At 62.9% G+C, this 21,142-nt stretch carries 17 protein-coding genes and 1 pseudogene; 6 read left to right on the forward strand and 12 right to left on the reverse strand.

Annotated elements, in window-relative coordinates:
- Window positions 1–43: 43 nt before the first annotated feature.
- From GR198_RS34490 to GR198_RS34515, 6 genes and pseudogenes are all read left to right on the forward strand, one after another.
- Window positions 44–1,920: pseudogene (locus tag GR198_RS34490) on the forward strand (sensor histidine kinase).
- The gene (locus GR198_RS34495) at window positions 1,917–3,251 is read left to right on the forward strand and encodes a sigma-54-dependent transcriptional regulator (protein WP_029872003.1); all 1,335 of its coding nucleotides are present in this window, start codon (window positions 1,917–1,919) and stop codon (window positions 3,249–3,251) included. Before GR198_RS34490 ends, GR198_RS34495 begins: the two are co-directional and overlap by 4 nt.
- 229 nt (window positions 3,252–3,480) lie before the next feature.
- A complete protein-coding gene (locus GR198_RS34500; protein WP_029872004.1) occupies window positions 3,481–4,464 on the forward strand; it encodes a tripartite tricarboxylate transporter substrate-binding protein in 984 nt (327 codons plus the stop codon).
- A 213-nt stretch (window positions 4,465–4,677) separates the two neighbouring features.
- Window positions 4,678–5,139, forward strand: a complete 462-nt coding sequence (locus GR198_RS34505) for a tripartite tricarboxylate transporter TctB family protein (RefSeq protein ID WP_029872005.1) — start codon at window positions 4,678–4,680, stop codon at window positions 5,137–5,139.
- Between the two features lie 9 nt (window positions 5,140–5,148).
- Window positions 5,149–6,654 carry a tripartite tricarboxylate transporter permease gene (locus GR198_RS34510; RefSeq protein ID WP_029872006.1) on the forward strand — a complete coding sequence of 502 codons (1,506 nt, stop codon included), beginning with the start codon at window positions 5,149–5,151 and terminating at the stop codon, window positions 6,652–6,654.
- A 199-nt stretch (window positions 6,655–6,853) separates the two neighbouring features.
- On the forward strand, window positions 6,854–8,023 hold the full coding sequence (locus GR198_RS34515; protein WP_164070431.1) for a M20 aminoacylase family protein: 1,170 nt from the start codon (window positions 6,854–6,856) through the stop codon (window positions 8,021–8,023).
- 82 nt (window positions 8,024–8,105) lie between these two features.
- Here GR198_RS34515 and GR198_RS34520 read toward each other — a convergent pair whose 3' ends face one another.
- From GR198_RS34520 to GR198_RS34575, 12 genes are all read right to left on the reverse strand, one after another.
- Window positions 8,106–8,951 carry a metal ABC transporter permease gene (locus GR198_RS34520; protein ID WP_029872008.1) on the reverse strand — a complete coding sequence of 282 codons (846 nt, stop codon included), beginning with the start codon at window positions 8,949–8,951 and terminating at the stop codon, window positions 8,106–8,108.
- Window positions 8,948–9,808, reverse strand: coding sequence for a metal ABC transporter permease (gene sitC, locus GR198_RS34525; protein ID WP_204337315.1), 861 nt, complete (start codon window positions 9,806–9,808; stop codon window positions 8,948–8,950). Before sitC ends, GR198_RS34520 begins: the two co-directional genes overlap by 4 nt.
- Window positions 9,805–10,710 (reverse strand): manganese/iron ABC transporter ATP-binding protein, encoded by a 906-nt coding sequence (locus GR198_RS34530; RefSeq protein WP_003542638.1) that lies wholly within the window; start codon window positions 10,708–10,710, stop codon window positions 9,805–9,807. The genes sitC and GR198_RS34530 overlap by 4 nt, the downstream gene beginning before the upstream one ends.
- On the reverse strand, window positions 10,707–11,639 hold the full coding sequence (locus GR198_RS34535) for a metal ABC transporter substrate-binding protein (protein ID WP_029872010.1): 933 nt from the start codon (window positions 11,637–11,639) through the stop codon (window positions 10,707–10,709). Before GR198_RS34535 ends, GR198_RS34530 begins: the two co-directional genes overlap by 4 nt.
- 310 nt (window positions 11,640–11,949) lie before the next feature.
- The gene (locus GR198_RS34540) at window positions 11,950–13,737 is read right to left on the reverse strand and encodes an adenine deaminase (protein WP_164070432.1); all 1,788 of its coding nucleotides are present in this window, start codon (window positions 13,735–13,737) and stop codon (window positions 11,950–11,952) included.
- Window positions 13,734–14,654 carry a nucleoside hydrolase gene (locus tag GR198_RS34545; RefSeq protein ID WP_164070433.1) on the reverse strand — a complete coding sequence of 307 codons (921 nt, stop codon included), beginning with the start codon at window positions 14,652–14,654 and terminating at the stop codon, window positions 13,734–13,736. The genes GR198_RS34540 and GR198_RS34545 overlap by 4 nt, the downstream gene beginning before the upstream one ends.
- Window positions 14,655–14,658: 4 nt before the next feature.
- Window positions 14,659–15,684, reverse strand: a complete 1,026-nt coding sequence (locus GR198_RS34550; protein ID WP_164070434.1) for an ABC transporter ATP-binding protein — start codon at window positions 15,682–15,684, stop codon at window positions 14,659–14,661.
- Entirely contained in the window at window positions 15,677–16,456 is a 780-nt protein-coding gene (locus tag GR198_RS34555; RefSeq protein ID WP_164070435.1) for an ABC transporter permease, read from the reverse strand. The genes GR198_RS34550 and GR198_RS34555 overlap by 8 nt, the downstream gene beginning before the upstream one ends.
- Entirely contained in the window at window positions 16,453–17,280 is an 828-nt protein-coding gene (locus GR198_RS34560) for an ABC transporter permease (protein WP_029872015.1), read from the reverse strand. Before GR198_RS34560 ends, GR198_RS34555 begins: the two co-directional genes overlap by 4 nt.
- 68 nt (window positions 17,281–17,348) lie before the next feature.
- A complete protein-coding gene (locus tag GR198_RS34565; RefSeq protein ID WP_164070436.1) occupies window positions 17,349–18,371 on the reverse strand; it encodes an ABC transporter substrate-binding protein in 1,023 nt (340 codons plus the stop codon).
- Window position 18,372: 1 nt separating this feature from the next.
- Entirely contained in the window at window positions 18,373–19,416 is a 1,044-nt protein-coding gene (locus GR198_RS34570; RefSeq protein WP_164024115.1) for a LacI family DNA-binding transcriptional regulator, read from the reverse strand.
- Between the two features lie 174 nt (window positions 19,417–19,590).
- Window positions 19,591–21,024 (reverse strand): efflux transporter outer membrane subunit, encoded by a 1,434-nt coding sequence (locus GR198_RS34575; protein ID WP_164024114.1) that lies wholly within the window; start codon window positions 21,022–21,024, stop codon window positions 19,591–19,593.
- Window positions 21,025–21,142: the final 118 nt, after the last annotated feature.

Here is a 21,142-nt window from a genome sequence, read left to right on the forward strand (position 1 = left end):
CCCTTGGAAATCCCTACCCACCCCTCTAAACTCGGTGTTGGGTATGCCTCGCTGGGGAGTTGAGGCAGAAAAGGGGAGGAGCCGGTTCTGTCTTCGAAATATCGTGCGATAGCGGCGTTGCTGGTAGTGCCGCTGATCATCTTCGCCTTCTTCACCTATGGGAGTGCGATTGCGACGCGCGCCTATATGGAGGAAGCCTCGGCGCAGGCGGGAACGGCGCTGCGCCTTGCCGTTTCGGCACTCAGCGGTCATCTCAATCGCTACGAGGCGCTGCCGGCGCTGATCGCCGATCATGACGACATCAAGGAACTGGTGAGCGCGCCTGAAGATGCGGCGCTGCGCGATGCGGCCAATCTCTATCTCAAGGAGATCAATGGGCTGCTGAAATCCTCCGATATCTATGTGGTCAAGCCAGACGGAGAGACGATCGCGGCCAGCAATTACGATGGGCCTGCAAGCTTCGTCGGACAAAATTTCAGCTACAGGCCCTATTTCCAGGATGCAATCGAAGGCCGGCAGGCACGGTTTTACGCGCTCGGCACCACCTCGCTGAAGCGCGGCTACTATTTTGCTGCACCGATCCGGACCGGTGCGGATATTCGTGGCGTCATCGTCTTCAAGGTCGATATCGACATGATCGAATCCTCCTGGGGTGGCGGCGAATACAAGATTTTCGTCTCCGATCCGGAGGGCATCATCTTCATGTCCGGCAGCCCGGAATGGCTCTATGGTGCGATCCTGCCGCTGACGGCCGACCGCGTCGCCCGCACCGAGGCGTCGCGGCGTTATGCCAATGCCAGGCTGGCGGCGCTGCCGGTGACGCGTCACCACTTCGAACAGCATGAGCTGATGACGCTGGTCGGCGAGCGCGGCTCGAGCGAATATCTGGTGCTCTCGCATTACATGCCGGCCGAGGACTGGACGGTGAACGTGCTGATGGAGACGAGTTCCATCCGTGCCCAGGCACGCACGGCGCTTGCGGCAGTCTTTCTCTTCCTCTGCATCGCCGGGCTCGCGGTCGCGGTTCTGCGCCAGAGGCGGGCGCGACTTGCCGAGCGCATGCAGATGCAAGCCGAAGCCCGCAACGAGCTGGAACGGCGCGTCGAGGAGCGCACAGCCGATCTTGCCCGCGTCAACAGCCGCATAGAAGAAGAAATCGCCGAACGGCGGCTGACCGAGCAGCAGCTCCGACAGACACAGGCCGATCTGATCCAGGCGGGCAAGCTTGCCGGGCTGGGGCAGATGTCGGCTGCCCTTTCGCACGAGTTCAACCAGCCGCTCGCCGCCGCCAAGACCTATACGGACAGCGCCTCCGTTCTCATCGACCGTGGGCGGACGGAGGAGGCGCGGGACAATATTCGGCGTATCGGAGGGCTGATCGACCGTATGGCTGCGATCAGCCGGCACCTGCGCAACTTCGCCCGCAAGCCGAACGAGAAGCTCGGTCCCGTTTCCCTCGACGAGGCGATACGCGATACGCTCGAGATCATCGCCTGGCGGCTGAAGGCGGCAGATGCCGAACTGCTGCTCGATCTCGGGCCGCGTCCGCCGGTGGTGCGCGCCGGTTCGGTGCGTCTGCAGCAGGTGCTGGTGAACGTGATCTCGAATGCGGCCGATGCGGTGGAAGGGCTGAATGATCGGCGCATCGAGGTTTCGGCCTTCGAGGCCGCCGGCAAGGTGGTGCTGGCTGTGCGGGATCATGGACCCGGCGTGCCGGCGGCGATCGCCGAGCGTATCTTCGATCCCTTCTTCACGACGAAGGGCGTCGGCAAGGGGCTCGGCCTCGGGCTTTCGATCTCCTATAACATCATCAAGGATTTCGGCGGCAGCCTTGCTGCTGCCAATCATCCCGAAGGGGGCGCGGTGTTCCGCATCGAGCTGCAATCGGCGGCAGGGCTGATGCCGGAGGCAGCGGAATGAACGATGCGAAGATCCTGCTGGTTGACGACGAGGAGGAACTGCGCCGTTCGACGGCGCAGGCGCTGGAGCTCTCCGGCTTCAGTGTCGAGACCTATTCGAATGGCGACCACGTGCTGGAACTGATCGGCTACAGCTTTCCCGGCGTCGTCGTCAGCGATATCCGTATGCCCGGCATGGACGGCATGACGCTGATGCAGAAGATCCGCGAGCTCGACCCGGAGGTGCCGGTCATTCTCGTCACCGGCCACGGCGACGTTCAGCTTGCGGTGAAGGCGATGCGCGAAGGCGCCTATGATTTCATCGAGAAGCCGTTCACGCCGGAGATGCTTGCCGGCGTCATCCGCCGGGCGATGGAGCGGCGCGGCCTCGTGCTCGAAAACCGGCTGCTGAAAGCGGTCGCCGGCAAGCGCGACGATATCGAGGCGCGGCTGCCGGGGCGCACGCAGGTGATGGTGGATCTGCGCTACCGCATCCGGGCGATCGGGGCGAGCGATGCCGATACGCTGATCGTCGGCGAGACCGGGGCCGGCAAAGAGGTGGTGGCGCGGGCGCTCCACGACATCAGCGCCCGGGCGAGCCGGCCGTTCATCGCGATCAATTGTGCCGCACTGCCGGCAAACCTGATCGAGAGCGAGCTCTTCGGCCATGAGGTGGGTGCCTTTCCGGGCGCGGTGAGGCCGCGTTACGGAAAATTCGAACACGGGCGCGGCGGTACGATTCTGCTCGACGAGATCGGCTCCATGCCCTTCGACCTGCAGGCGAAGTTCCTGCGGGTGCTGCAGGAGCGGGTGATCTCCAGGCTCGGTTCGAACGAGGTGGTGGCGCTCGACGTGCGCTTCATCGCGACAAGCAAGGTCGATCTGGAGGCAGAGGTGGCGGCGGGGCGCTTCCGCGCCGACCTCTTCTATCGGCTGAATGTCGCGACGCTGCACGTACCGTCGCTGTCGCAGCGGCGGGCGGATGTTCCGTTGCTTTTCCTGCAGCTGGTGCGGGAGGCGGCGGCCCGCTACGGCCGCGACGAGATCGCCGTGCCGCCGGACGTGATTTCCGACATTGCTCAGCGCGACTGGCCCGGCAATGTGCGTGAGCTGAGGAATGCCGCCGACCGTCTGGTCCTCGGTCTCGACAATGGCGGACGGCAGGCCGAGGAGGCGACCGTGCTTGCGGAGCGCGTCGCTGAATTCGAGCGCGGGGTCATTGCCAGCGCGCTGGTGGCGCATGGCGGCAGCCTCAGGCCGGTCTATGAGTCGCTCGGCATTTCCCGGAAGACCCTCTACGAAAAGATGCAGAAATATGGTCTCGACAAGCGGATGCTGACAACCGAAAGCTAGCTCGGAGCTGGGGCGGTGCTGCAATCTGGCGGTGCGATGGGTGGATTTCCACCCACCGCCAGAGCCGTTTGTTTCCAAATCGACCCATGCTGCATCGCACTGTCGTAAAATCGTCTTTCGAAAGCGCATGCAATGATTGCGGGTCGATTTTTCCAGGCGGCAAATAGGCTATCCGAACCGGCGCGGAGGATGTGTCGGCCGGCTTGCTTATTTCATCAGGGAGGAAACGATGAAAATTCTGAAGGCCATGCTCGGCCTGACCGCGGCTGCCGCGGTCTCTCTTCTCGCCGGCGCCGCTTCGGCGCAGACTTATCCCGAGCGCACCATCACCATGGTCGTGCCGTTTGCGGCCGGCGGCCCGACGGATACCGTCGCGCGTCTCGTCGCCGAATCCATGTCGAAGGATCTCGGCCAGCAGATCGTCGTCGAAAATGTCGGCGGCGCCGGCGGCACGCTCGGCGCTGGCCGCGTGGCGAATGCCGATCCCGACGGTTACACCATCCTGCTGCACCATATCGGCATGGCGACCAGCGCTACGCTCTATCGCAAGCTCGCCTATGACACGCTTGGCGCCTTCGACTATGTCGGCCTCGTCACCGAGGTGCCGATGACGATCGTCGCCCGCAAGGACATGGAGCCGGCCGACCTCAAGGGGCTGATCGATTATATCAAGGCCAACAAGGACAAGGTGACGGTCGCCAATGCCGGCATCGGTGCGGCCTCGCACCTCTGCGGCATGATGTTCATGAGCGCTATCCAGACGCCGCTGACGACCGTTCCCTACAAGGGGACCGGCCCTGCCATGACCGATCTGCTCGGCGGTCAGGTCGACGTCATGTGCGACCAGACGACCAACACGACGAAGCAGATCCAGGGCGGCACGATCAAGGCCTATGCCGTGACCTCGCCCAAACGGCTTGACGTGATGAAGGACATTCCGACGGCCGTCGAAGCCGGTCTGCCGGGTTTTGAAGTCGGCATCTGGCACGGCATCTATACGCCGAAGGGCACGCCGGCTGAGATCAACGAACGCCTGTCGAAGTCGCTGCAGGTGGCGCTGAAGGATGCGAATGTCGGCGCCCGCTTCGCCGAGCTCGGCACGGCGCCATCCTCCGACGCCGATGCGACGCCGGCTGCGCTGAAGGCCAAGCTCGAAAGCGAGATTGCCCGCTGGAAAACGGTGATCGAGGCCGCTGGCGAATATGCCGACTGAGGATTATCCTCATCCAGGCATGCCGAAAGAGCCCCTCACCCTAACCCTCTCCCCGTGAACGGGGAGAGGGGACTTGCGTCACTAAAGCGGCGGCAAGGGGCGAAGGGCTTGCAGCACTTTCCCTTCTCCCCGCATGCGGTGAGAAGGTGCCGGCAGGCGGATGAGGGCAATCGCAGCAGCAGTGCGTCACGAACCATCTCCCCAGGAGACACCATGAAATCCATCAGTTTCGATACCACCAATGCGATTTGCGGCGCGCTTTTCGTCGCGACCGGCGCTTTCTTCGCCATCCAGTCGCTGGGGCTCGACCTCGGCACGACGGTGCGCATGGGGCCTGGTTATTTCCCGCTGGTGCTTGCCGGTGTGCTCGTGCTTCTCGGCGCGATCATCTTCATTCAGGCGCTGCGGGTCGAGGGCGAGCCGATCGACCCGTTTGCCTGGCGCGGCATGCTCTTCATCCTGCCGGCGCCGGTGTTCTTCGGGCTGACGGTGCGCGGGCTCGGCTTCGCGCCGTCACTGTTCCTCACCGCCTTCATCGCCTGCTTCGCATCGCAAAAGATGAACGTGTTCCTCGCGATCGTGCTGTCGTTGCTGCTGACCATCTTTTCGGTCGGGGTCTTCAGCTACGGGCTCGGGCTGCCGTTCGAGCGCTTCGGCCCCTGGGTCCGGTTCTAGGAGACGATGATGGATCTTTTCAGCAATCTCGCGCTCGGTTTTGCAACAGCCGGCACTCCGGAAAACCTGCTCTTCTGCTTGATCGGCGTGCTGCTCGGCACGCTGATCGGCGTGCTGCCAGGCATCGGCGCCACGGCGACGATCGCCATGCTCTTGCCGATCACCTTCCAGCTTGAGCCGGTTTCCTCGCTGATCATGCTCGCCGGCATCTATTACGGCGCGCAGTACGGCGGCTCGACGACGGCGATCCTGATCAACATGCCGGGCGAATCCTCCTCGGCCGTGACCGCGATCGACGGCTACCAGATGGCCCGCAAGGGCCGGGCCGGCGCAGCGCTTGCGATCGCGGCGCTCGGCTCGTTCTTTGCCGGCACGGTCTCGACCTTTCTCGTCGCGATCTTCGCACCGCCGCTGACCGCAATCGCGCTGCAGTTCGGCTCGGCGGAATATTTCTCGCTGATGATCGTCGGCCTCGTCTCCTCGATCGCGCTCGCGCATGGCTCGATCGTCAAGGCGCTGGCAATGGTGGCGCTTGGGCTGCTGCTCGGCCTGGTCGGCACCGACATCTACACCGGCACGCCACGCTTCACGCTCGGCATCCGTGAATATGCGGACGGGCTGAACTTCGTGGCGCTTGCCGTCGGCGTGTTCGGGGTGGCGGAAATCCTGCGCAACCTCGAGGGCGAGTCGACACGCACGGTGCTGATGGCCAAGGTCACCGGCCTTTTGCCGTCCCGCCAGGAATTCAAAGAGATGATCGCGCCGGTCATTCGCGGTACGGCGATCGGCTCGGCGCTCGGCATCCTGCCGGGTGGTGGTGCCATTCTCGCGGCCTTTGCCTCCTATACGGTGGAAAAACGGATGTCGAAAACGCCGGAGGAATTCGGCAAAGGCGCGGTCGCTGGCGTTGCGGGACCGGAATCGGCAAACAATGCCGGCGCGCAGACCTCGTTCATTCCGCTGCTGACGCTCGGCATTCCGGCCAATCCCGTCATGGCGCTGATGGTCGGGGCGATGATCATCCAGGGCATCGTGCCCGGTCCGAACGTCGCCACCGAGCAGCCGGCGCTGTTCTGGGGCATCATCGCCTCGATGTGGATCGGCAACCTGATGCTGGTCATCCTCAACCTGCCGCTGATCGGGCTCTGGGTGAAGCTCCTGACCGTGCCTTACTACGTGCTCTTCCCCATCATCATGGCCTTCTGCTCGATCGGGGTCTACAGCGTCAATGCCAACGTCTACGATCTCTATGCCGTCGCCTTCTTCGGGCTCATTGGCTACGTGCTGGCGAAGCTTCGCTGTGAGCCGGCGCCGCTTCTGCTCGGCTTCGTGCTGGGGCCATTGCTCGAAGAAAACCTCCGGCGCGCCATGATCCTGTCGCGCGGCGATCCGACCACCTTCGTGACGCGGCCGATCAGCGCCATTCTTCTGGCCATTGCGGTCGCCGTCCTCATTGTCGTCTTCCTGCCGAGCGTCAAGAAGAAGCGTGAGGAGGTGTTCGTCGAGGAGGGCTAGAGCATGATGCCGAAAAGTGTGAGCAGTTTTCGGACGACATCATGCCCTAAGGATTCAGATTTTAGGCCGGCCTAAAATCATCCTGTTCTTGGGGGTTGAACTTACTGCCTGGTTGATGAACAAGAGATAATCTGACGCGGGCGCCGGTTGGGCGCCCGTTTCGTTTGACAGAATATCCAGGCCCCAGGAGCATTGCGCGATGAGCATTCCCGCCCGGATCCAGGACGATCTGCCGTTTCTGACCTCCCTGCGCCGCGACCTGCACGCCCATCCCGAACTCGGTTTCGAGGAGGAGCGCACCGGCGGCATCGTCGCGAGGCTTCTCGAGGAAGCCGGCATCACGGTGCATCGCGGCCTCGGCGGCACCGGCGTGGTCGGCACGCTGCAGCTCGGCAACGGCACACGCAGGATCGGGCTGCGCGCCGACATGGATGCGCTCGCCATGCCTGAAATGGCGGAGCGGCCCTATAAATCGACCGTGCCCGGAAAGATGCATGCCTGCGGCCATGACGGCCATACGGCGATGCTGCTTGGCGCCGCGCGACATCTAGCGGCAACGCAGGATTTTTCCGGCACGGTGCATTTCATCTTCCAGCCGGCCGAGGAAGGGCGAGGCGGAGCAAAGCGGATGGTCGAGGAGGGCCTGTTCAAGCTTTTCCCCTGCGACGCGGTTTATGGGCTGCATAACATGCCTGGGCTTGCGGTCGATGAGATTGCCGTGGTCGAGGGGCCGCAGCTTGCCTCCTCCGACAGCTGGCGCATCACCTTCCGTGGGACCGGCACGCACGGCGCCAAGCCGCATCTCGGCCGCGATCCGATCACGGCGGCCGGGACCTTCCTGTCATCGCTGCAGACGATCGTCGGACGGGTGATCGATCCGCTGCAACCGGCCGTCGTCAGCGCTTGTTTCCTGCAGGCGGGCGACTCGAAGGCGCTGAACGTCATTCCAGATATCGTCGAGATCGGTGGGACGGCGCGGGCCTATTCGCCCGATGTGCGCGACCAGTTGGAGACCGAGATCGGACGATTGGCGCATGGCACTGCGGCTATGTACGGCATTGCTGTGGACTATGCATTCGAGCGGCGGATTCCGCCCGTCATCAATGACGCGGATGCGACCGCGCGGGCGCTCACGGCCGCCGGCTCGGTCTTCGGCGGGAGGGTGCAGACAAGCTTTCCGCCGTCGACGGCAGGCGACGATTTCGCCTTCTTCGCCCAGAATGCGCCGGGTTGCTATGTCTGGCTCGGCAACGGCCCGGCAGTGGATGGGGCTCTGCATCACAACACGGCCTATGATTTCAACGATGAAGCGCTGGGATATGGGGCGGCCTATTGGGTGGCGCTGGTCGAGCGAGAATTGAAGGTTTGATTATCTGCTGCCTAATTGCCCAAACCGGAATCGATTGTAGGAACTAGGCAGCAGTTCAAATTGTTACATTCGTCGATGTCCATCAGTCCATCGGCGATTCCTCAACCCGGGCCGTTCCGCGCGTGGCATGGATGAAGGCGAACACGAAGCCGATCGCCAGCACAAGCACGATGGTCGGCGCCGGCGCGCTGTCGATGAAGAAGGACAGGTAGACGCCGACAAAAGAGCCGATCACGGCAATGGCGACGGAGAGGAGCAGCATCGTGCTGAACTTGCGGGTGAGCAGGAAGGCGATGGCTCCCGGCGCAATCAGCATGGCGATCGAAAGGATGATGCCTACCGCCTGCAAGGCGCCGACGATCGTCAGCGAGATGAGGGCGAGAAGGCCGTAATGCAGCAGGTTGATCCTGAGGCCCACCGCTCTCGCCTGGGCGGGGTCGAAGGCGTGCAGCAGGAAGTCCTTCCACTTCACACCAAGAATGACAGCCGTGATCGCAGCGATGACGGCCGACTGGCCGATGTCGCGCCAGGAGACACCGAGCATGTCGCCGAACAGGATGTGATCGAGATGCACGTCGGACTGGATCTTGACATAAAGGACCAGGCCAAGCCCGAACATGCCGGAGAAAACGATGCCCATCACCGTATCCTGTTTGATACGACTGTTATCTTTCAGGAAACCGGTGGCGATAGCGCAAAACATGCCGGCCACAAAGGCGCCGATCGCAAACGGTATGCCGACGATATAGGCGATAACCACGCCGGGAAAGACGGCGTGGCTGATGGCGTCTCCCATCAGAGACCAGCCTTTCAGAACCAGGAAGCAGGACAACAGCGCCATCGGGATTGCGACCAGCACCGAGATCACCAGCGCATTGACCATGAAGCCGAACTGGAAAGGCGAAAGAAGCGTCTCGACCATGTTCATGGCGCTGCCTCCAGCGCCTGCGCGGCGCGTCTACGTGCCGCCAGCATGCCGTGTTTGGGTGCGAAGAAGAACGCGATCAGGAAGATGGCCGTCTGCAGCACGACGATGATGCCGCCTGTCGCGCCGTCGAGGAAGTAACTCGCATAGGCGCCGACGAAACTGGTCATCGACCCGATGATGACCGCGATCACAAGCAGCCGCGGGAAGCGGTCGGTCAGCAGATAGGCGGTCGCGCCGGGCGTCACCACCATGCAGATGACGAGGAATGCACCGACTGTCTGCAGCGCCGCAACGGTGGAGGCAGACAGCAGCGTGAAGAAAATGACCTTGAGAACGGTCGGATTGAGACCGATCGATCGAGCATGGCTCTCGTCGAAGAACGTGACCATCAGGTCCTTCCATTTGACGAGCAGGACAGCCAGCGACACGAAGCCGATGATGGCGAGTTGCAGCGTATCCTCGGGCGTGATGGCGAGAATGTTGCCGAGCACGATCGTCTGGATGTTGACCGCCATAGGCTGGAGCGAAACCATGAACAGGCCCAGCCCGAAGAACGAGGAGAAGATCAGGCCGATGATGGCATCTTCCTTCAACTTGGTGCGCTGGCTGAGGAAAAGCATCGCTGCGGCAGCGAGCCCTCCGGAAAAGAAGGCTCCGATCGAAAAGGGAAGTCCGAGCATATAGGCGCCGGCGACGCCGGGAACGATCGCGTGCGAGAGCGCGTCGCCGATCAGCGACCAGCCTTTAAGCATCAGATAACAGGAGAGGAAAGCGCAGACGCCGCCGACAAGGGCGGACACCCACATGGCATTGAGCATGTATTCATAGGTGAAGGGCTGCAGGAGGTCGGCTATCATTCCCGACCCCCATTGCCACTATCGGACCTCCGGGCGGTCGCTTTGCCACCCTGCATGATCAGGGGGCGCTCATCATCGGTTATGACGCCGATCGACGTTGGCCTGCCGCTCTGCGCTTCGCTGAACACGAAATGACGCAGCACGCCGCCAAAGGTCTTTTCCAGATTTTCCTGCGTAAAAGTCTCGACGGTCGGGCCGTAGGCAAGCACCGTGCCCTTGATCAGAATGGTCCGGTCGCAGAACTCCGGCACAGAGCCGAGATTGTGGGTGGAGACCAGCATGACCCGGCCTTCATCCCGCAGTTCGCGCAGGAGCTTGGTGATCTGGTCCTCGGTCTTTACGTCGACGCCGGTAAAGGGTTCATCGAGCAGAATGACCCGGCCGTCCTGTGCCAGGGCTCGCGCCAAAAAGACCCGCTTCCGCTGGCCGCCGGAGAGCTCGCCGATCTGGCGCTTGCGGAACTCGCTCATGGCGACGCGGGCGAGCGCGGAGGCCACTGCCTCGTGGTCCGCGGCCTTCGGGATGCGCATCATGCCCATGTGGCCGTAGCGCCCCATCATCACGACATCCTCGACCAGCACCGGGAAATTCCAGTCGACTTCTTCCGATTGCGGCACATAGGCGACGAGGTTCTTGCGCAGCGCCTCTTCGACCGGCATGCCAAGCACGCGAATGTGGCCCCTGGCGAGACGCACGAAACCCATGATCGACTTGAAGAGCGTCGACTTGCCGGAACCGTTGACACCGACCAGCGCGGCGATCGTGCCCGTGGGGATCTGGAAACTCGCGTCCCTCAGGGCCGTATGTCCGTTGCGGTAAGTGACGGTCGCATCCTTTACCGTGATCCCCGATCCCGCATCCGAGGATGCGGGACGGACAAGATTGCCAAGCAGCACGGTCATTGCGACAACCCATCGGCAAGACCCTTCGCGACGGTATCGGAGGTCACGCGCAGAAGATCGATATAGGTTGGCACCGGGCCGTCGGCTTCGCTCAGCGAGTCGACATAGAGGACACCGCCATAATGCGCGCCGGTTTCGCGCGCCACCTGCCGGGCCGGTTTGTCGGAAACGGTGCTTTCGCTGAAAACGGTTGGAATCTGGTGTTCCTTCACCGCATCGATCACCTTGCGGACCTGCTGGGGCGTGCCCTGCTGGTCGGCGTTGATTGGCCAGAGATAGAGTTCCTTCAGCCCGAAATCGCGTGCGAGATAGGAAAAGGCGCCCTCGCTTGAAACCAGCCAGCGCTTGTCCTCGGGAATTTTTTCGAGGGTGGCGCGGATCGGAGTGATCGTCGCTTCGATCTTCTGCTTGTAGGCCTCGGCGTTAGCCTTGTAGGTCTCCGCATTCGCTGGATCATATTTTGCGAAAGCATCACGGATATTGTCGACGTAGATCAAGGCGTTCTTCGGCGACATCCAGGCGTGGGGATTGGGCTTGCCTTCGTAGGGGCCTTCCGAGATGCCCATCGGTTCGATGCCATCGGAGACGACGGCACCCGGGACGTCGTGCAGGTTCTGGAAGAACTTTTCGAACCAGCGCTCCAGATTGAGGCCGTTCCAGAGAATGAGCTGTGCACCTTGTGCTCGCTGGATGTCACCCGGCGTCGGCGCATAGTTGTGGATCTCCGCGCCCGGCTTGGTGATCGATTCCACGATCGCGGCATCACCGGCCACGTTTTTTGCCATGTCGGCAATCACCGTGAAGGTCGTCACCACCTTGAACTTCGAATTGGTTGTCTGTTGGGCAGCGGCGGGAAAGGCAACCAGCACGGCTGCGAATGCCACCCCTATCATTCCGGCCAAAATCGACCGTCTTTCCCTATAGAGCATATATTTCTCCTCTTGCTGCTATTGCGACCGAATTGCAAAAGCTGCGGAAAGTCGAACAAGTTGCGATTCAGAATGATTTGCAAAAAATGCTTGACGACCCTTGCTTTGACTATTGTGCAATTAAGAATGAATTGCAACAATGATCCGAACCGGAGGCCGAAAAAGATGACAGCAGGCCCCGACGGGCTGGCTGCGGACAACCTCATCGAACAACGCATACCGGGATTTACTGCAACGGCGCATGGTTCGACCGGTTAGGCGTTAAGGGGCACACGGCACGCCCTCATGTCGGAGCTTGCGCCCCTGGTTTTTACAAAACCTTCAGCACGGGGTTTTCCAGCACCTTGCCCGTTACCACATCGGCAATCCCCCGATCGGTCTGATGCGGGCCGGCATTGCAGGCGAGCGTTGCGCCGAAGCAGGCCTTGAAGACCAGATAGGGCGGCTTCCATGTGACGATCTTTTCCATCGCCTTGCGGATGCCGGCAAAGGCCAGGGCCGTGTCCTTCAGCGATGCATCGGTCACCAGGCCGGAGAGCGGCAGCGGCAGCATCGCCTCGATCCTGCCGTCCTTGGCGACAGCCATGCCGCCGCCTGCCGCGATGACGGCGTTGGCGGCGAGCGCCATGTCGCCGGCATTGCCGCCGAAGACGGTGAGGTTGTGGCTGTCATGCGAAACGGTGGTACAGAAAGCACCACGCCATTCACCCCAGCCGGTGAGGAAGCCGATGCGCGGGATGCCGTCGGTCTTGCCGTGGCGATGGGCGACTGAAATCATGGCGCTGCCGGCCGGCGGCACGACCCAACCGTCCCTGACCTGGGTTTCGGCCTCGCCCCATTGCGTGAAGCGCGGGCGGTCGATGGTGGCGATGCGGACGCGCTCGCCCTTCGCCGGAATGCGAAAATCACTCTCGGTCAGCGCCGGCAGCTTCACCGAATTGACAAGCGGCGCCGTATCGATCTGCTGGACGGCAACCTGCATGCTGCCGTTGCAGGCAACGATGCGGCCGCCTGATATGACGAGCCGCGCCCGGAATTCCGCGAGGTCTTCGAAGAGCACGATGTCGGCGCGGCGGCCGGCGGCGACGAGGCCGAGATCGGAGCGCTTCAGACGTTGTGCGGCATTGAAGGTCGCGGCACGGATGGCCCATTCCGGCTTCATGCCGTAGCGCACCAGGCGCCTGATGACGTCGTCGAGGCCGCCGCCTTCCTGGAGTTCGTCCGGAAAGACGTCGTCGGTGCAGAGCGTGACGGTCGGGGGCAGGTGGCCGAGACCGTTCAGCACCTCGACGAACTCCTGCAGCAGATGGTCGTGAGAGCCGCGCAGCTCGATCGTCAGGCCGGCGGAAAGCTTGGCGAGGAGATCGGCGCCGGAGGTAAGTTCGTGGTCGGAGGTGATACCCGATGCCATGAAGGCGTTGAGATCGGCGCCTTCGAGGCCGCGTGCATGGCCGCAGATGAGCTTGCCGGCTGCAAGGCCGGCATTGACGATATCAGTCATGCGCGGATCGCCGTCGATGACGCCGCGCATATTCATCACTTCGGCGACGCCGCCGATGGCGGAGGAGTGCAGCATCTCGGTGATCATGGAGGCATCGAAATCGGCGCCGGCAAGTTCCAGGCCCGGCGCGGAGGGCACGCAGGAGGGCGCGAGAAGGATCATACGCAGCGGCAGGCTGCGCGCCGCCTCGATCGCCCAGCGCACGCCGTCGAGCCCATGGACGTTGCCGAATTCATGCGGATCCCAGACGATGGTGGTGACGCCGCGTGGCAAGACGGCGCTCGCATATTCGGCCGGTGTCACCATCGAACTTTCGATATGCATGTGCGTGTCGATCAGGCCGGGCGTCAGGATACTGCCCGCCGCATCGATGATCTCGACGGCATCCGTGCGGCTTGCCGGGGCATGGACGCTTGATATCAGCGCGCCGACGAGGCCGATATCGGCATGCCGGATCAGGCCCGTCACCGGATCGAGCAGCCTGCCGCCGGTGATCAGCATGTCGAAGGGGGCATCGCCGCGCGCAGCGGTGACGGCGCGGGCACGCAAGGCGGGATCGTTGAGATCGGCGGGTTCTTGGCGAGCGGTGACGTTCATTTGCGGGCCTCGTTGACCAGGGCAGCGAGAATGATGACACGCGCCATGTCGGCATCGATGTCGGCAGCGAATTGAGCATTGAAGGTGGCATGCGTGGCGCGGGTCTCGATGACGGTGCGGCCACGGGTCAAGGCGCCCTGCAGCTCGACGTCGATACGGGCAGGGCGGAAGCTGACGATATCCGGAGCGACGAAGGCGACGGCGGCGCAAGGATCGTAAATCGCCATGGCCGGGCGGCCGCGACTGGTGCCGATGCGGATATAACCCGAAAACATATCGGCGATCAGCTCGGCATTGGCGCCGCCGGCATTGCGCACCGGCTCGGCGTCTTCGGGCCTGGCCAGCACCCTGCGGCAGAGGTCGAGATCGACTATGCGCAACGGCAGGCCATGGGCGATGACGATCGAGAGGGCTTCGGGATCGGCGAGCGCGTTGAACTCGGCGGAGGCCGTATGGTTGCCTGACGTGACGCCGCCGCCCATCCAGACGAGCTCGGTGATGCGGGCAGCAAGATCCGGCCGGGCGAGCGCCACGGCGGCGACGTTGGTCAGCGGGCCAAGCGCCAGGATGCGGTGCTGGCCTTTGCGCTCCAGCCAGCGGCAGAGTGCTGCGAAGGCATCGCTTTCGGCAAGGTTAGCCGCCTGCGGCAGGCTCCTGCCTGATGTCGGGATGCCGGTTTCGCCGAGGATCGCCTGAGCGGTTTCCAGCTTGCCGAGCACGGGCATGGCGCGGCCGGTGTGGATGGGGAACGTCCAGCCGAAGGCGCTGGCGGCGCCCGCGGCGTTTATCCTCACCTGCGCCAGCGGCGTATTGCCGAAGACCAGCGATACACCGTCGATTTCGAATTCCGACTGTCCCACCACCAGAATGGCGGCGATGTCGTCGAATCCCATGTCTGTGTCGATCCAAACGCCCATGATTTCACCCGAACCGTTTGAGGCTTGCCGCGCCGGCAACCGGCAGATCAAAGCTAAGCGGGCTGCCGATCTCGTGCGGTGGCAGGCCTGCATCGATCTCGGCCTTGATCGGGCCGAGCGGAGTGTCGAGCAGGTATTCGCGGGTGTTGCCGGCGAAAGACGTGCCGCGCACGGTGCCCTGGAAAGCACCGGAGCCAAGGGTCACCATGCGTGGACGCCAGGCGAGGCCGGCTGCGGCTTCCGGCGCCGGGCCGGAAAGTCCGACCGGCCCATTCGGCGTCGCAAGCTTTCCATCCTCCAGCGCGAAGACATTCTCGAAGCCGACGAAATCGGCGACGAAGGCCGAGGCCGGATTGTTGTAGATCTCTTCCGGCGTACCGATCTGTTCGATACCGCCGTTCAGCATCACGACGATGCGGTCGGCAAGCGCCAAGGCCTCCACCTGGTCGTGGGTAACGAAGATCATCGTGACGCCGGTCTCTTTCTGCACGCGCTGCAATTCGGCGCGCATATCAAGGCGAAGGCGGGCATCGAGATTGGAGAGCGGCTCGTCGAGCAACAGCACCTTCGGCTCCATCACCATCGAACGGGTGAGCGCCACCCGCTGCTGCTGGCCGCCGGAGAGTTCGGCGGGCTTGCGGCCGGAAAAAGCCGAGAGCCCGACGGATTTCAGGCCGGCGCCGACGCGGGCATCGAGATCCTGACCTGAGATGCCCTTGAGACGCAGGCCGAAGGCGACGTTCTCATAGACCGTCAGATGCGGGAAGAGGGCATAGGACTGGAAGACGAGGCCAACGGCGCGTTTGTTGGCCGAGACGCGGGTGATATCAGCGCCGTCGAGGCGGATGCGGCCAGCGGCGGGCGTCAGCAGGCCGGCAATGGCGCGCATCGTCGTCGTCTTGCCGCAGCCGGAGGGGCCGAGAAGCGCCACCAGCTCACCTTTACCGATCGCGAGGTCGAGGTCCCGCACCGCGACCGTGTCGCCATAGGCAAGGGTCAGCTTGTCGAGTTGAAGATAGGCATCAGACATAGCGCGAGAATCCCAGGAAGCGTTCGGCGAGAAAGACGATGCCGATCGAGAGAAAGGCGAGAAGGGCGGAGAGCGCCGCGATGGAAGGATCGTAGGTGGTTTCCATGTAACCCAGCATGTCGATCGGCAGCGTGCGGACGCCGGGACCGGACAGGAAGAGCGAGACGGGCACCTGATTGAAGCTGGTGACGAAGCCGAGGATGAAGGCGGCAAGGATGCCGCCGCGGATATTCGGCATCACCACACGGAAGAAGGCGCCGAGCCGCGAGGAACCGAGCAGGACGGCGGCCTCCTCGATGTCCGAGCGCAGATTGTCGAGGCTCGCCGAGACGACGCGCACGGCATAGGGCAGCACCAGGGCCGTATGGGCGAAGAAGAGCGCGAGCGTGATATTGAAGCCGAAAGGCACGACGAGATAACGCAGCAGTGCCAGGCCGACGATGATGCCGGGGACGATGATCGGCAGCGAGACGATGGTGCGGACGATCTCGGCCGCGGGCAGCTTGTAGCGGGAGAGGGCGTAGGCGGCCGGGATGCCGAGGAGGAGGGCTGCGAGCGTCCCGAAGACGGCGAGGAACATCGACATGGCGAAGCTGTCGCGGAAGCTCTCGATGGTGAAGACCTTCATCACCCAACGCAGCGATAGGCCCTGCGGCGGGAAGGCCAGCGTATCGCCTGATGATAGCGAAGCGGCGATGATGATCAGGAACGGGCCGATCAGGAAGACCAGCAGCAGGAAAAGCACGATGGGCGAAAACAGGCGCAGTGTCATCGGCGGTTCCTCGCCGTCGCAAGGCGTTTCAGCAGAATGTTGGCGGCAAAGCTCATGACGATCAGGATGAAGGCGATGACGCTTGCCGAAACGAAATCATTGGCGACGGAAACCTGCTGGTACATCAGCGTTTCCAGCATCAGCACCTTGGAGCCGCCGAGCACGGCGGGGGTGATATAGGCGGTCAGCGATCCGGTGAAGACAAGCGTGCCGCCGACGACGAGGCCTTCCCTGGTGAGCGGCAGGATGACTTTCCAGAAGACCTGGAACCAGTTGGCGCCGAGCACGCGAGCAGCCGGAATCGCATCCTTCGGCATGTTTTCGAGCGCGCTGATCAGAGACAGGATCATCAGCGGCAGGAAGAGCTGTAGGAGGCCGATGAAGACGGCGGTCTCGGTGAACAGCAGCCGTAGCGGCTCGGCGCTGAGACCCAGGCCTGTTATCGCCTGGTTGACGATGCCGGTGCGGCCGAGAATGACGATCCAGGCATAGGTGCGGGCCACCGGAGAGATCATCAGCGGCAGGGTCACGAGGCCGATCATCCGGCCCTTGCCGTTCGCCGGCAGGTTGACGATGGCAAAGGCTGCGGCATAACCGATGACCGCGGAAACGGCGGTGACTTCGAGGCCGAGCCGGAACGTGCGCAGGAAAACGGTGCGGTTCAACGTCTGGGAAAAGAAATCGGCATAGGCCGACAGGCTCCAGGCGCTGCCGGCGCGGAAGCCCTCCGACAAGAGGATCGCAACGGGCAACAGAAAGACCACGGTCGCAAAGATGGCTGCCGGCAAGGCAAGCGCCAGGGCTTCTGCGCGGTTCTGGAACATGAGGCGCCTTTCGAGTGGACAAGAGTGAGGCCCCGGCAGAGGCGCCGGGGCCAGTTTTCACGCGGGCCTTACTGGCCGACCTTCTCGTTCCACGTCTTCAGCCAGCCGGCGCGATTGTCGAGGGCGACGGCGGATGGGATGAGCTTGAGGCTCTTGGCCGTTTCCTCGCCATAGGTGAGGTTGTTGGCGGCGGTTTCGGAAAGTTTGACCTCGCTGTTTGCCGGGCTGTCGACCAGCTTTTCGGCGAGTTTGGTCTGGATCTTGGTCGAGAGCCAGAAGTCCATGAACTGCAAAGCGAGATCCTGGTTCTTCGAGCCCTTGGTCAGCACCAGCACGTTCATACCGCCGGTCTGGCCCTCCTTCGGCGTCGCCCAGGCGACCGGGACGTCGAGCTTGGTGAAACCGGCCCAGGAGAAACGGCCGATCGGCGCTGCCCAGATCTCTTCCTGTTGCATCAGCTGCACCAGCTGCGAGGACTTTTCGTAGAAGGTGACGATCTCGTCCTTCTTCTCGCCCAGCGCTTCGATCGGTCCCTTCAGATCCGGCGTGTCCTTGCCGAGCGCCAGGCCGAGCATATAGAGCGCCGGCGGGCCTTGATTGGTGGTCACGTTCGGAAAGGCGACGTGGCCGACATATTCCGGCTTCAATAGATCGGCCCAGGAGTCGATCTTCATCTTGTCGGAGCGATAGGCAATCGATGTGGCGTAGAAGGTGTAACCGACGCTCATGCCGTCGCCGTTCGGATCCTTGGCGACGTCATAGAGCTTGGCGAAATCGGCAAGCTTCGCGGTATCGATCTTGTCGATCAGGCCGGCGCGCGACGCGGCCAGCGCATCGGCCATGGAAACGGCCGCGAGATCGACGACGGGGTTGGCCTTGTTCGCCTCCATCTTGGCCAGACGCTCGACGCTGTTGCCGGTCTCGACCACCAGCTTGCAGCCGCATTTGGCTTCGAACGGATCATAGACCAGCGTCTTGAAATCGTCCTGCGCAAAGGCATAGACGGAAATCGTCAGCGTCCGTTCTGCTGCGGCAGCGGCGAGCGGGCATAGGGCGGCGAGGGCTGCCGAGGCAATGAGAGCTTTTTTCATCTTACATGTTCTCCATCTCTGAGGTTCTTGGTGCCGGGTTCGCAGGCCCGGATGATTGGCGGACGATCAGCTGCATGGCGACGCGTTCGATCTCCGCGGTAACGAGCACGCCCTCCCGGATGCTGCTTGTTCTTATGGTATCCACCAGCGCCGACACGGCGATCCCGGCAATCCTATCCATGTCCATCCGGACCGTCGTCAGCGACGGTGTGACAACAGGCGACCAGATGAGGTCGTCGAAGCCGGTGACGCTGACGTCAGTGGGAATGTTGATGCCTGCCTGCTGCAACTCCGTCAGCGCCCGCAGCGCCTGCAGGTCGGAGAGGGCCGCGAAAGCGGTGAAACCTTGGCCGACTTTTTCGGCGAGGCCGAGCGGGCAGCCGCTGCCGTTCTCCTGCTCCAGCCTGTCGATCCACAGCGTTTCCGAATGCATGCCCGGGCGCATGCCGGAGCGAATGCCGCCGGCACGGTCGTTCTGGACGTTGGATTCCTGATTGTTGCCGATGATGAGGATACGGCGATGGCCGAGGCCTGCGAGGTGGCCGGCGATTTCATGGCCGCCCTGCCAATGGTCGGCGGCAACGGTGTTTCCAGGCGTCGAGGGAGTGTCGATGACGGCGACCGGACAGGCGGCGGACGAAATGCGGGTGGCGCGGCGGGGGATGACGACCATGCCGTCGACGCCGCGCTCGACCAGCCGGTTGATCGCCTCCGTCTGGGCGGCGACATCACCGCGGGAATCGGCGATCAACACGCCGTAACCTGCGGCGGAGGCAGCAAATTCGATCGCCTGCGCGATCTTCGGGAACAGCGGATTGGCGATATCGGGCAGCACCAGGCCGAGGACGCCGCTGCGGCCGGTCCGTAGCGCCCGCCCGGCCTGGCTCGGGACGTAACCGAGTTCGGCTGCATGCTCACGGATCCTTTCGACCAGTTGGCCGGACACCCGGCCCTTGCCGGAAAGCGCATTGGAGACCGTGGCGACGGAGACGCCGAGCGACGTTGCTATCCTGCTGAGGTTCGGTCCCGGGCGCGGTGCTGCCATGATCGACGATCACTCTGATTAATCGTTTAATCAAAGTGATAGCTCAGCTTTTCCCGCCTGTCGAATCCGAATTCATCCTATGCGCAATTATTCGGCTACGGCACGCGGCAGATAAGAAAAAGCCCCGCGAGATGATCGCGAGGCTTTGTACTTTCAGGTCGATTGAAGCAGTTGTCAGCCCTTGACGGCCACAACCTTCGCCGCCGGTGCGGTCGTCTTGCCGCCGGGGGCGAAGCCACCGCCGATTGCGATATTCAGCGACACGTAGTCCTTGGCCATCTGCTGGACGGCTGCGGCAAGGCTTGCCTGGGCGAGCGAAACCTGGCGCTGGGCGTCGAGAACGTCGAGCAGCGAAGAGGCACCGTCCTTGTAGGATGCGGTCGAAAGTTCGAGCGTTTCCTGCGTGGTCTTCACCTGGGCTTGAAGCGCCGAAACCGTGCGGGCGTCGCGACGGACAGCCGAAAGTGCATTCTCGACCTGTTCGATCGCGGTCAGCACCGTTGACTTCCAGTTGAGATAGGCCGCTGCGGCATTGGACTGCGCCGTCTTGACGCCGGCGCGCAGGGTACCGCCATCGAAGATCGGCAGGTTGAGGGTGGGGCCGAAGGACCAGGGCGTCAGGCCGCCATGGATGCCACGCTGGTTGATGTAGGCCGGCGAGATCGAGCCGCTGAGCGAGATGCTCGGATAGAGCTGCGCCTGGGCGACGCCGATCAGTGCCGTTGCGGCAGCGAGGTCGCGTTCCGCCACACGGATGTCGGGACGGTTGCGGATCAGATCGGCCGGGATGCCGGAGGTGATGCCGCCGCGGAATACCGGCTGGCCATAGCCCTTCAGCAGATCATCGACAAGGGTTGCAGCCGGCAGGCCAAGCAGCGTGGCGATGTGATGGGCCGAAATGCGGATGTTGGTTTCGAGGCCGGGAATTTCGGCGAGCGTCGACTGCACCAGGCCTTCGGCCTGAACGACGTCGAGACGCGAGGCTGCCCCGGCTTCCAGCTGGAACTTGGTCAGTTCGTAGGTTTCCTGACGGGACTTCAGGTTGGCCTTCGAAAGCGCCAGGCGCTGCTGATAATAACGAACGTCGATATAGCTCGAAACGAGGTCCTGCACGAGGGTCAGCTTGGCAACATCTGCCGATGCGTAAGCAGAATCGAGCGAAGCGAGAGCGCTCTCGGTGTTGCGCTTGTAGAGGCCGAAAATATCGAGCAGCCAGGTCAGCTGTGCTTCGCCGCCGCTGGTGTTGCGCGTGTCGAACTGCGTGCGCAGCTCGCCCCTCTGGCCGCTGACCGTGTGCGAGGCGCCGACGGTCAGGTTCGGCAGGGCGCCTGCTCCTGCGACGGTGACGTTGGCGGAAGCCGCATTTATGCGTTCGATCGCCTGCTGGACTGACAGGTTCTGGTCGAGGCCGGACTGGACGAGGCCGTCCAGCTTGCGGTCTTTGAAGGCGCTCCACCAGGCCACGGTGGTAACATCGCCATCGCTCTTGGTTCCACCTTCTCCGAATTTGGCGGGCAGCGGCATCTCAGGAGGAACATGATCCGGGCCCACAACGCAGCCCGACAACAATAACAATAATGCCGGTGTGGCAAAACGAAGAGATACCATTCATTTCATCCTGTACTCGAGCAAGTCAATTCTTGTCCGAAGCTTCATGCTTCACTTACGGCCGCCGCGCCTCGTTCTACCAAAAACACCTTCCGAAGCAGTCGGGCGCAATGTAGCA

It is taken from the genome of Rhizobium leguminosarum, assembly GCF_010668065.1.
Classification (GTDB): domain Bacteria; phylum Pseudomonadota; class Alphaproteobacteria; order Rhizobiales; family Rhizobiaceae; genus Rhizobium; species Rhizobium leguminosarum_S.

Bases quoted from the DNA above. Each gene is read 5' to 3' on its own strand.
- GR198_RS34495 (WP_029872003.1), top strand. From the start codon at position 1,917: ATGAACGATGCGAAGATCCTGCTGGTTGACGACGAGGAGGAACTGCGC.
- GR198_RS34500 (WP_029872004.1), top strand. From the start codon at position 3,481: ATGAAAATTCTGAAGGCCATGCTCGGCCTGACCGCGGCTGCCGCGGTC.
- GR198_RS34505 (WP_029872005.1), top strand. From the start codon at position 4,678: ATGAAATCCATCAGTTTCGATACCACCAATGCGATTTGCGGCGCGCTT.
- GR198_RS34510 (WP_029872006.1), top strand. From the start codon at position 5,149: ATGGATCTTTTCAGCAATCTCGCGCTCGGTTTTGCAACAGCCGGCACT.
- GR198_RS34515 (WP_164070431.1), top strand. From the start codon at position 6,854: ATGAGCATTCCCGCCCGGATCCAGGACGATCTGCCGTTTCTGACCTCC.
- GR198_RS34520 (WP_029872008.1), bottom strand. From the start codon at position 8,951: ATGAACATGGTCGAGACGCTTCTTTCGCCTTTCCAGTTCGGCTTCATG.
- sitC (WP_204337315.1), bottom strand. From the start codon at position 9,808: ATGATAGCCGACCTCCTGCAGCCCTTCACCTATGAATACATGCTCAAT.
- GR198_RS34530 (WP_003542638.1), bottom strand. From the start codon at position 10,710: ATGACCGTGCTGCTTGGCAATCTTGTCCGTCCCGCATCCTCGGATGCG.
- GR198_RS34535 (WP_029872010.1), bottom strand. From the start codon at position 11,639: ATGCTCTATAGGGAAAGACGGTCGATTTTGGCCGGAATGATAGGGGTG.
- GR198_RS34540 (WP_164070432.1), bottom strand. From the start codon at position 13,737: ATGAACGTCACCGCTCGCCAAGAACCCGCCGATCTCAACGATCCCGCC.
- GR198_RS34545 (WP_164070433.1), bottom strand. From the start codon at position 14,654: ATGGGCGTTTGGATCGACACAGACATGGGATTCGACGACATCGCCGCC.
- GR198_RS34550 (WP_164070434.1), bottom strand. From the start codon at position 15,684: ATGTCTGATGCCTATCTTCAACTCGACAAGCTGACCCTTGCCTATGGC.
- GR198_RS34555 (WP_164070435.1), bottom strand. From the start codon at position 16,456: ATGACACTGCGCCTGTTTTCGCCCATCGTGCTTTTCCTGCTGCTGGTC.
- GR198_RS34560 (WP_029872015.1), bottom strand. From the start codon at position 17,280: ATGTTCCAGAACCGCGCAGAAGCCCTGGCGCTTGCCTTGCCGGCAGCC.
- GR198_RS34565 (WP_164070436.1), bottom strand. From the start codon at position 18,371: ATGAAAAAAGCTCTCATTGCCTCGGCAGCCCTCGCCGCCCTATGCCCG.
- GR198_RS34570 (WP_164024115.1), bottom strand. From the start codon at position 19,416: ATGGCAGCACCGCGCCCGGGACCGAACCTCAGCAGGATAGCAACGTCG.
- GR198_RS34575 (WP_164024114.1), bottom strand. From the start codon at position 21,024: ATGGTATCTCTTCGTTTTGCCACACCGGCATTATTGTTATTGTTGTCG.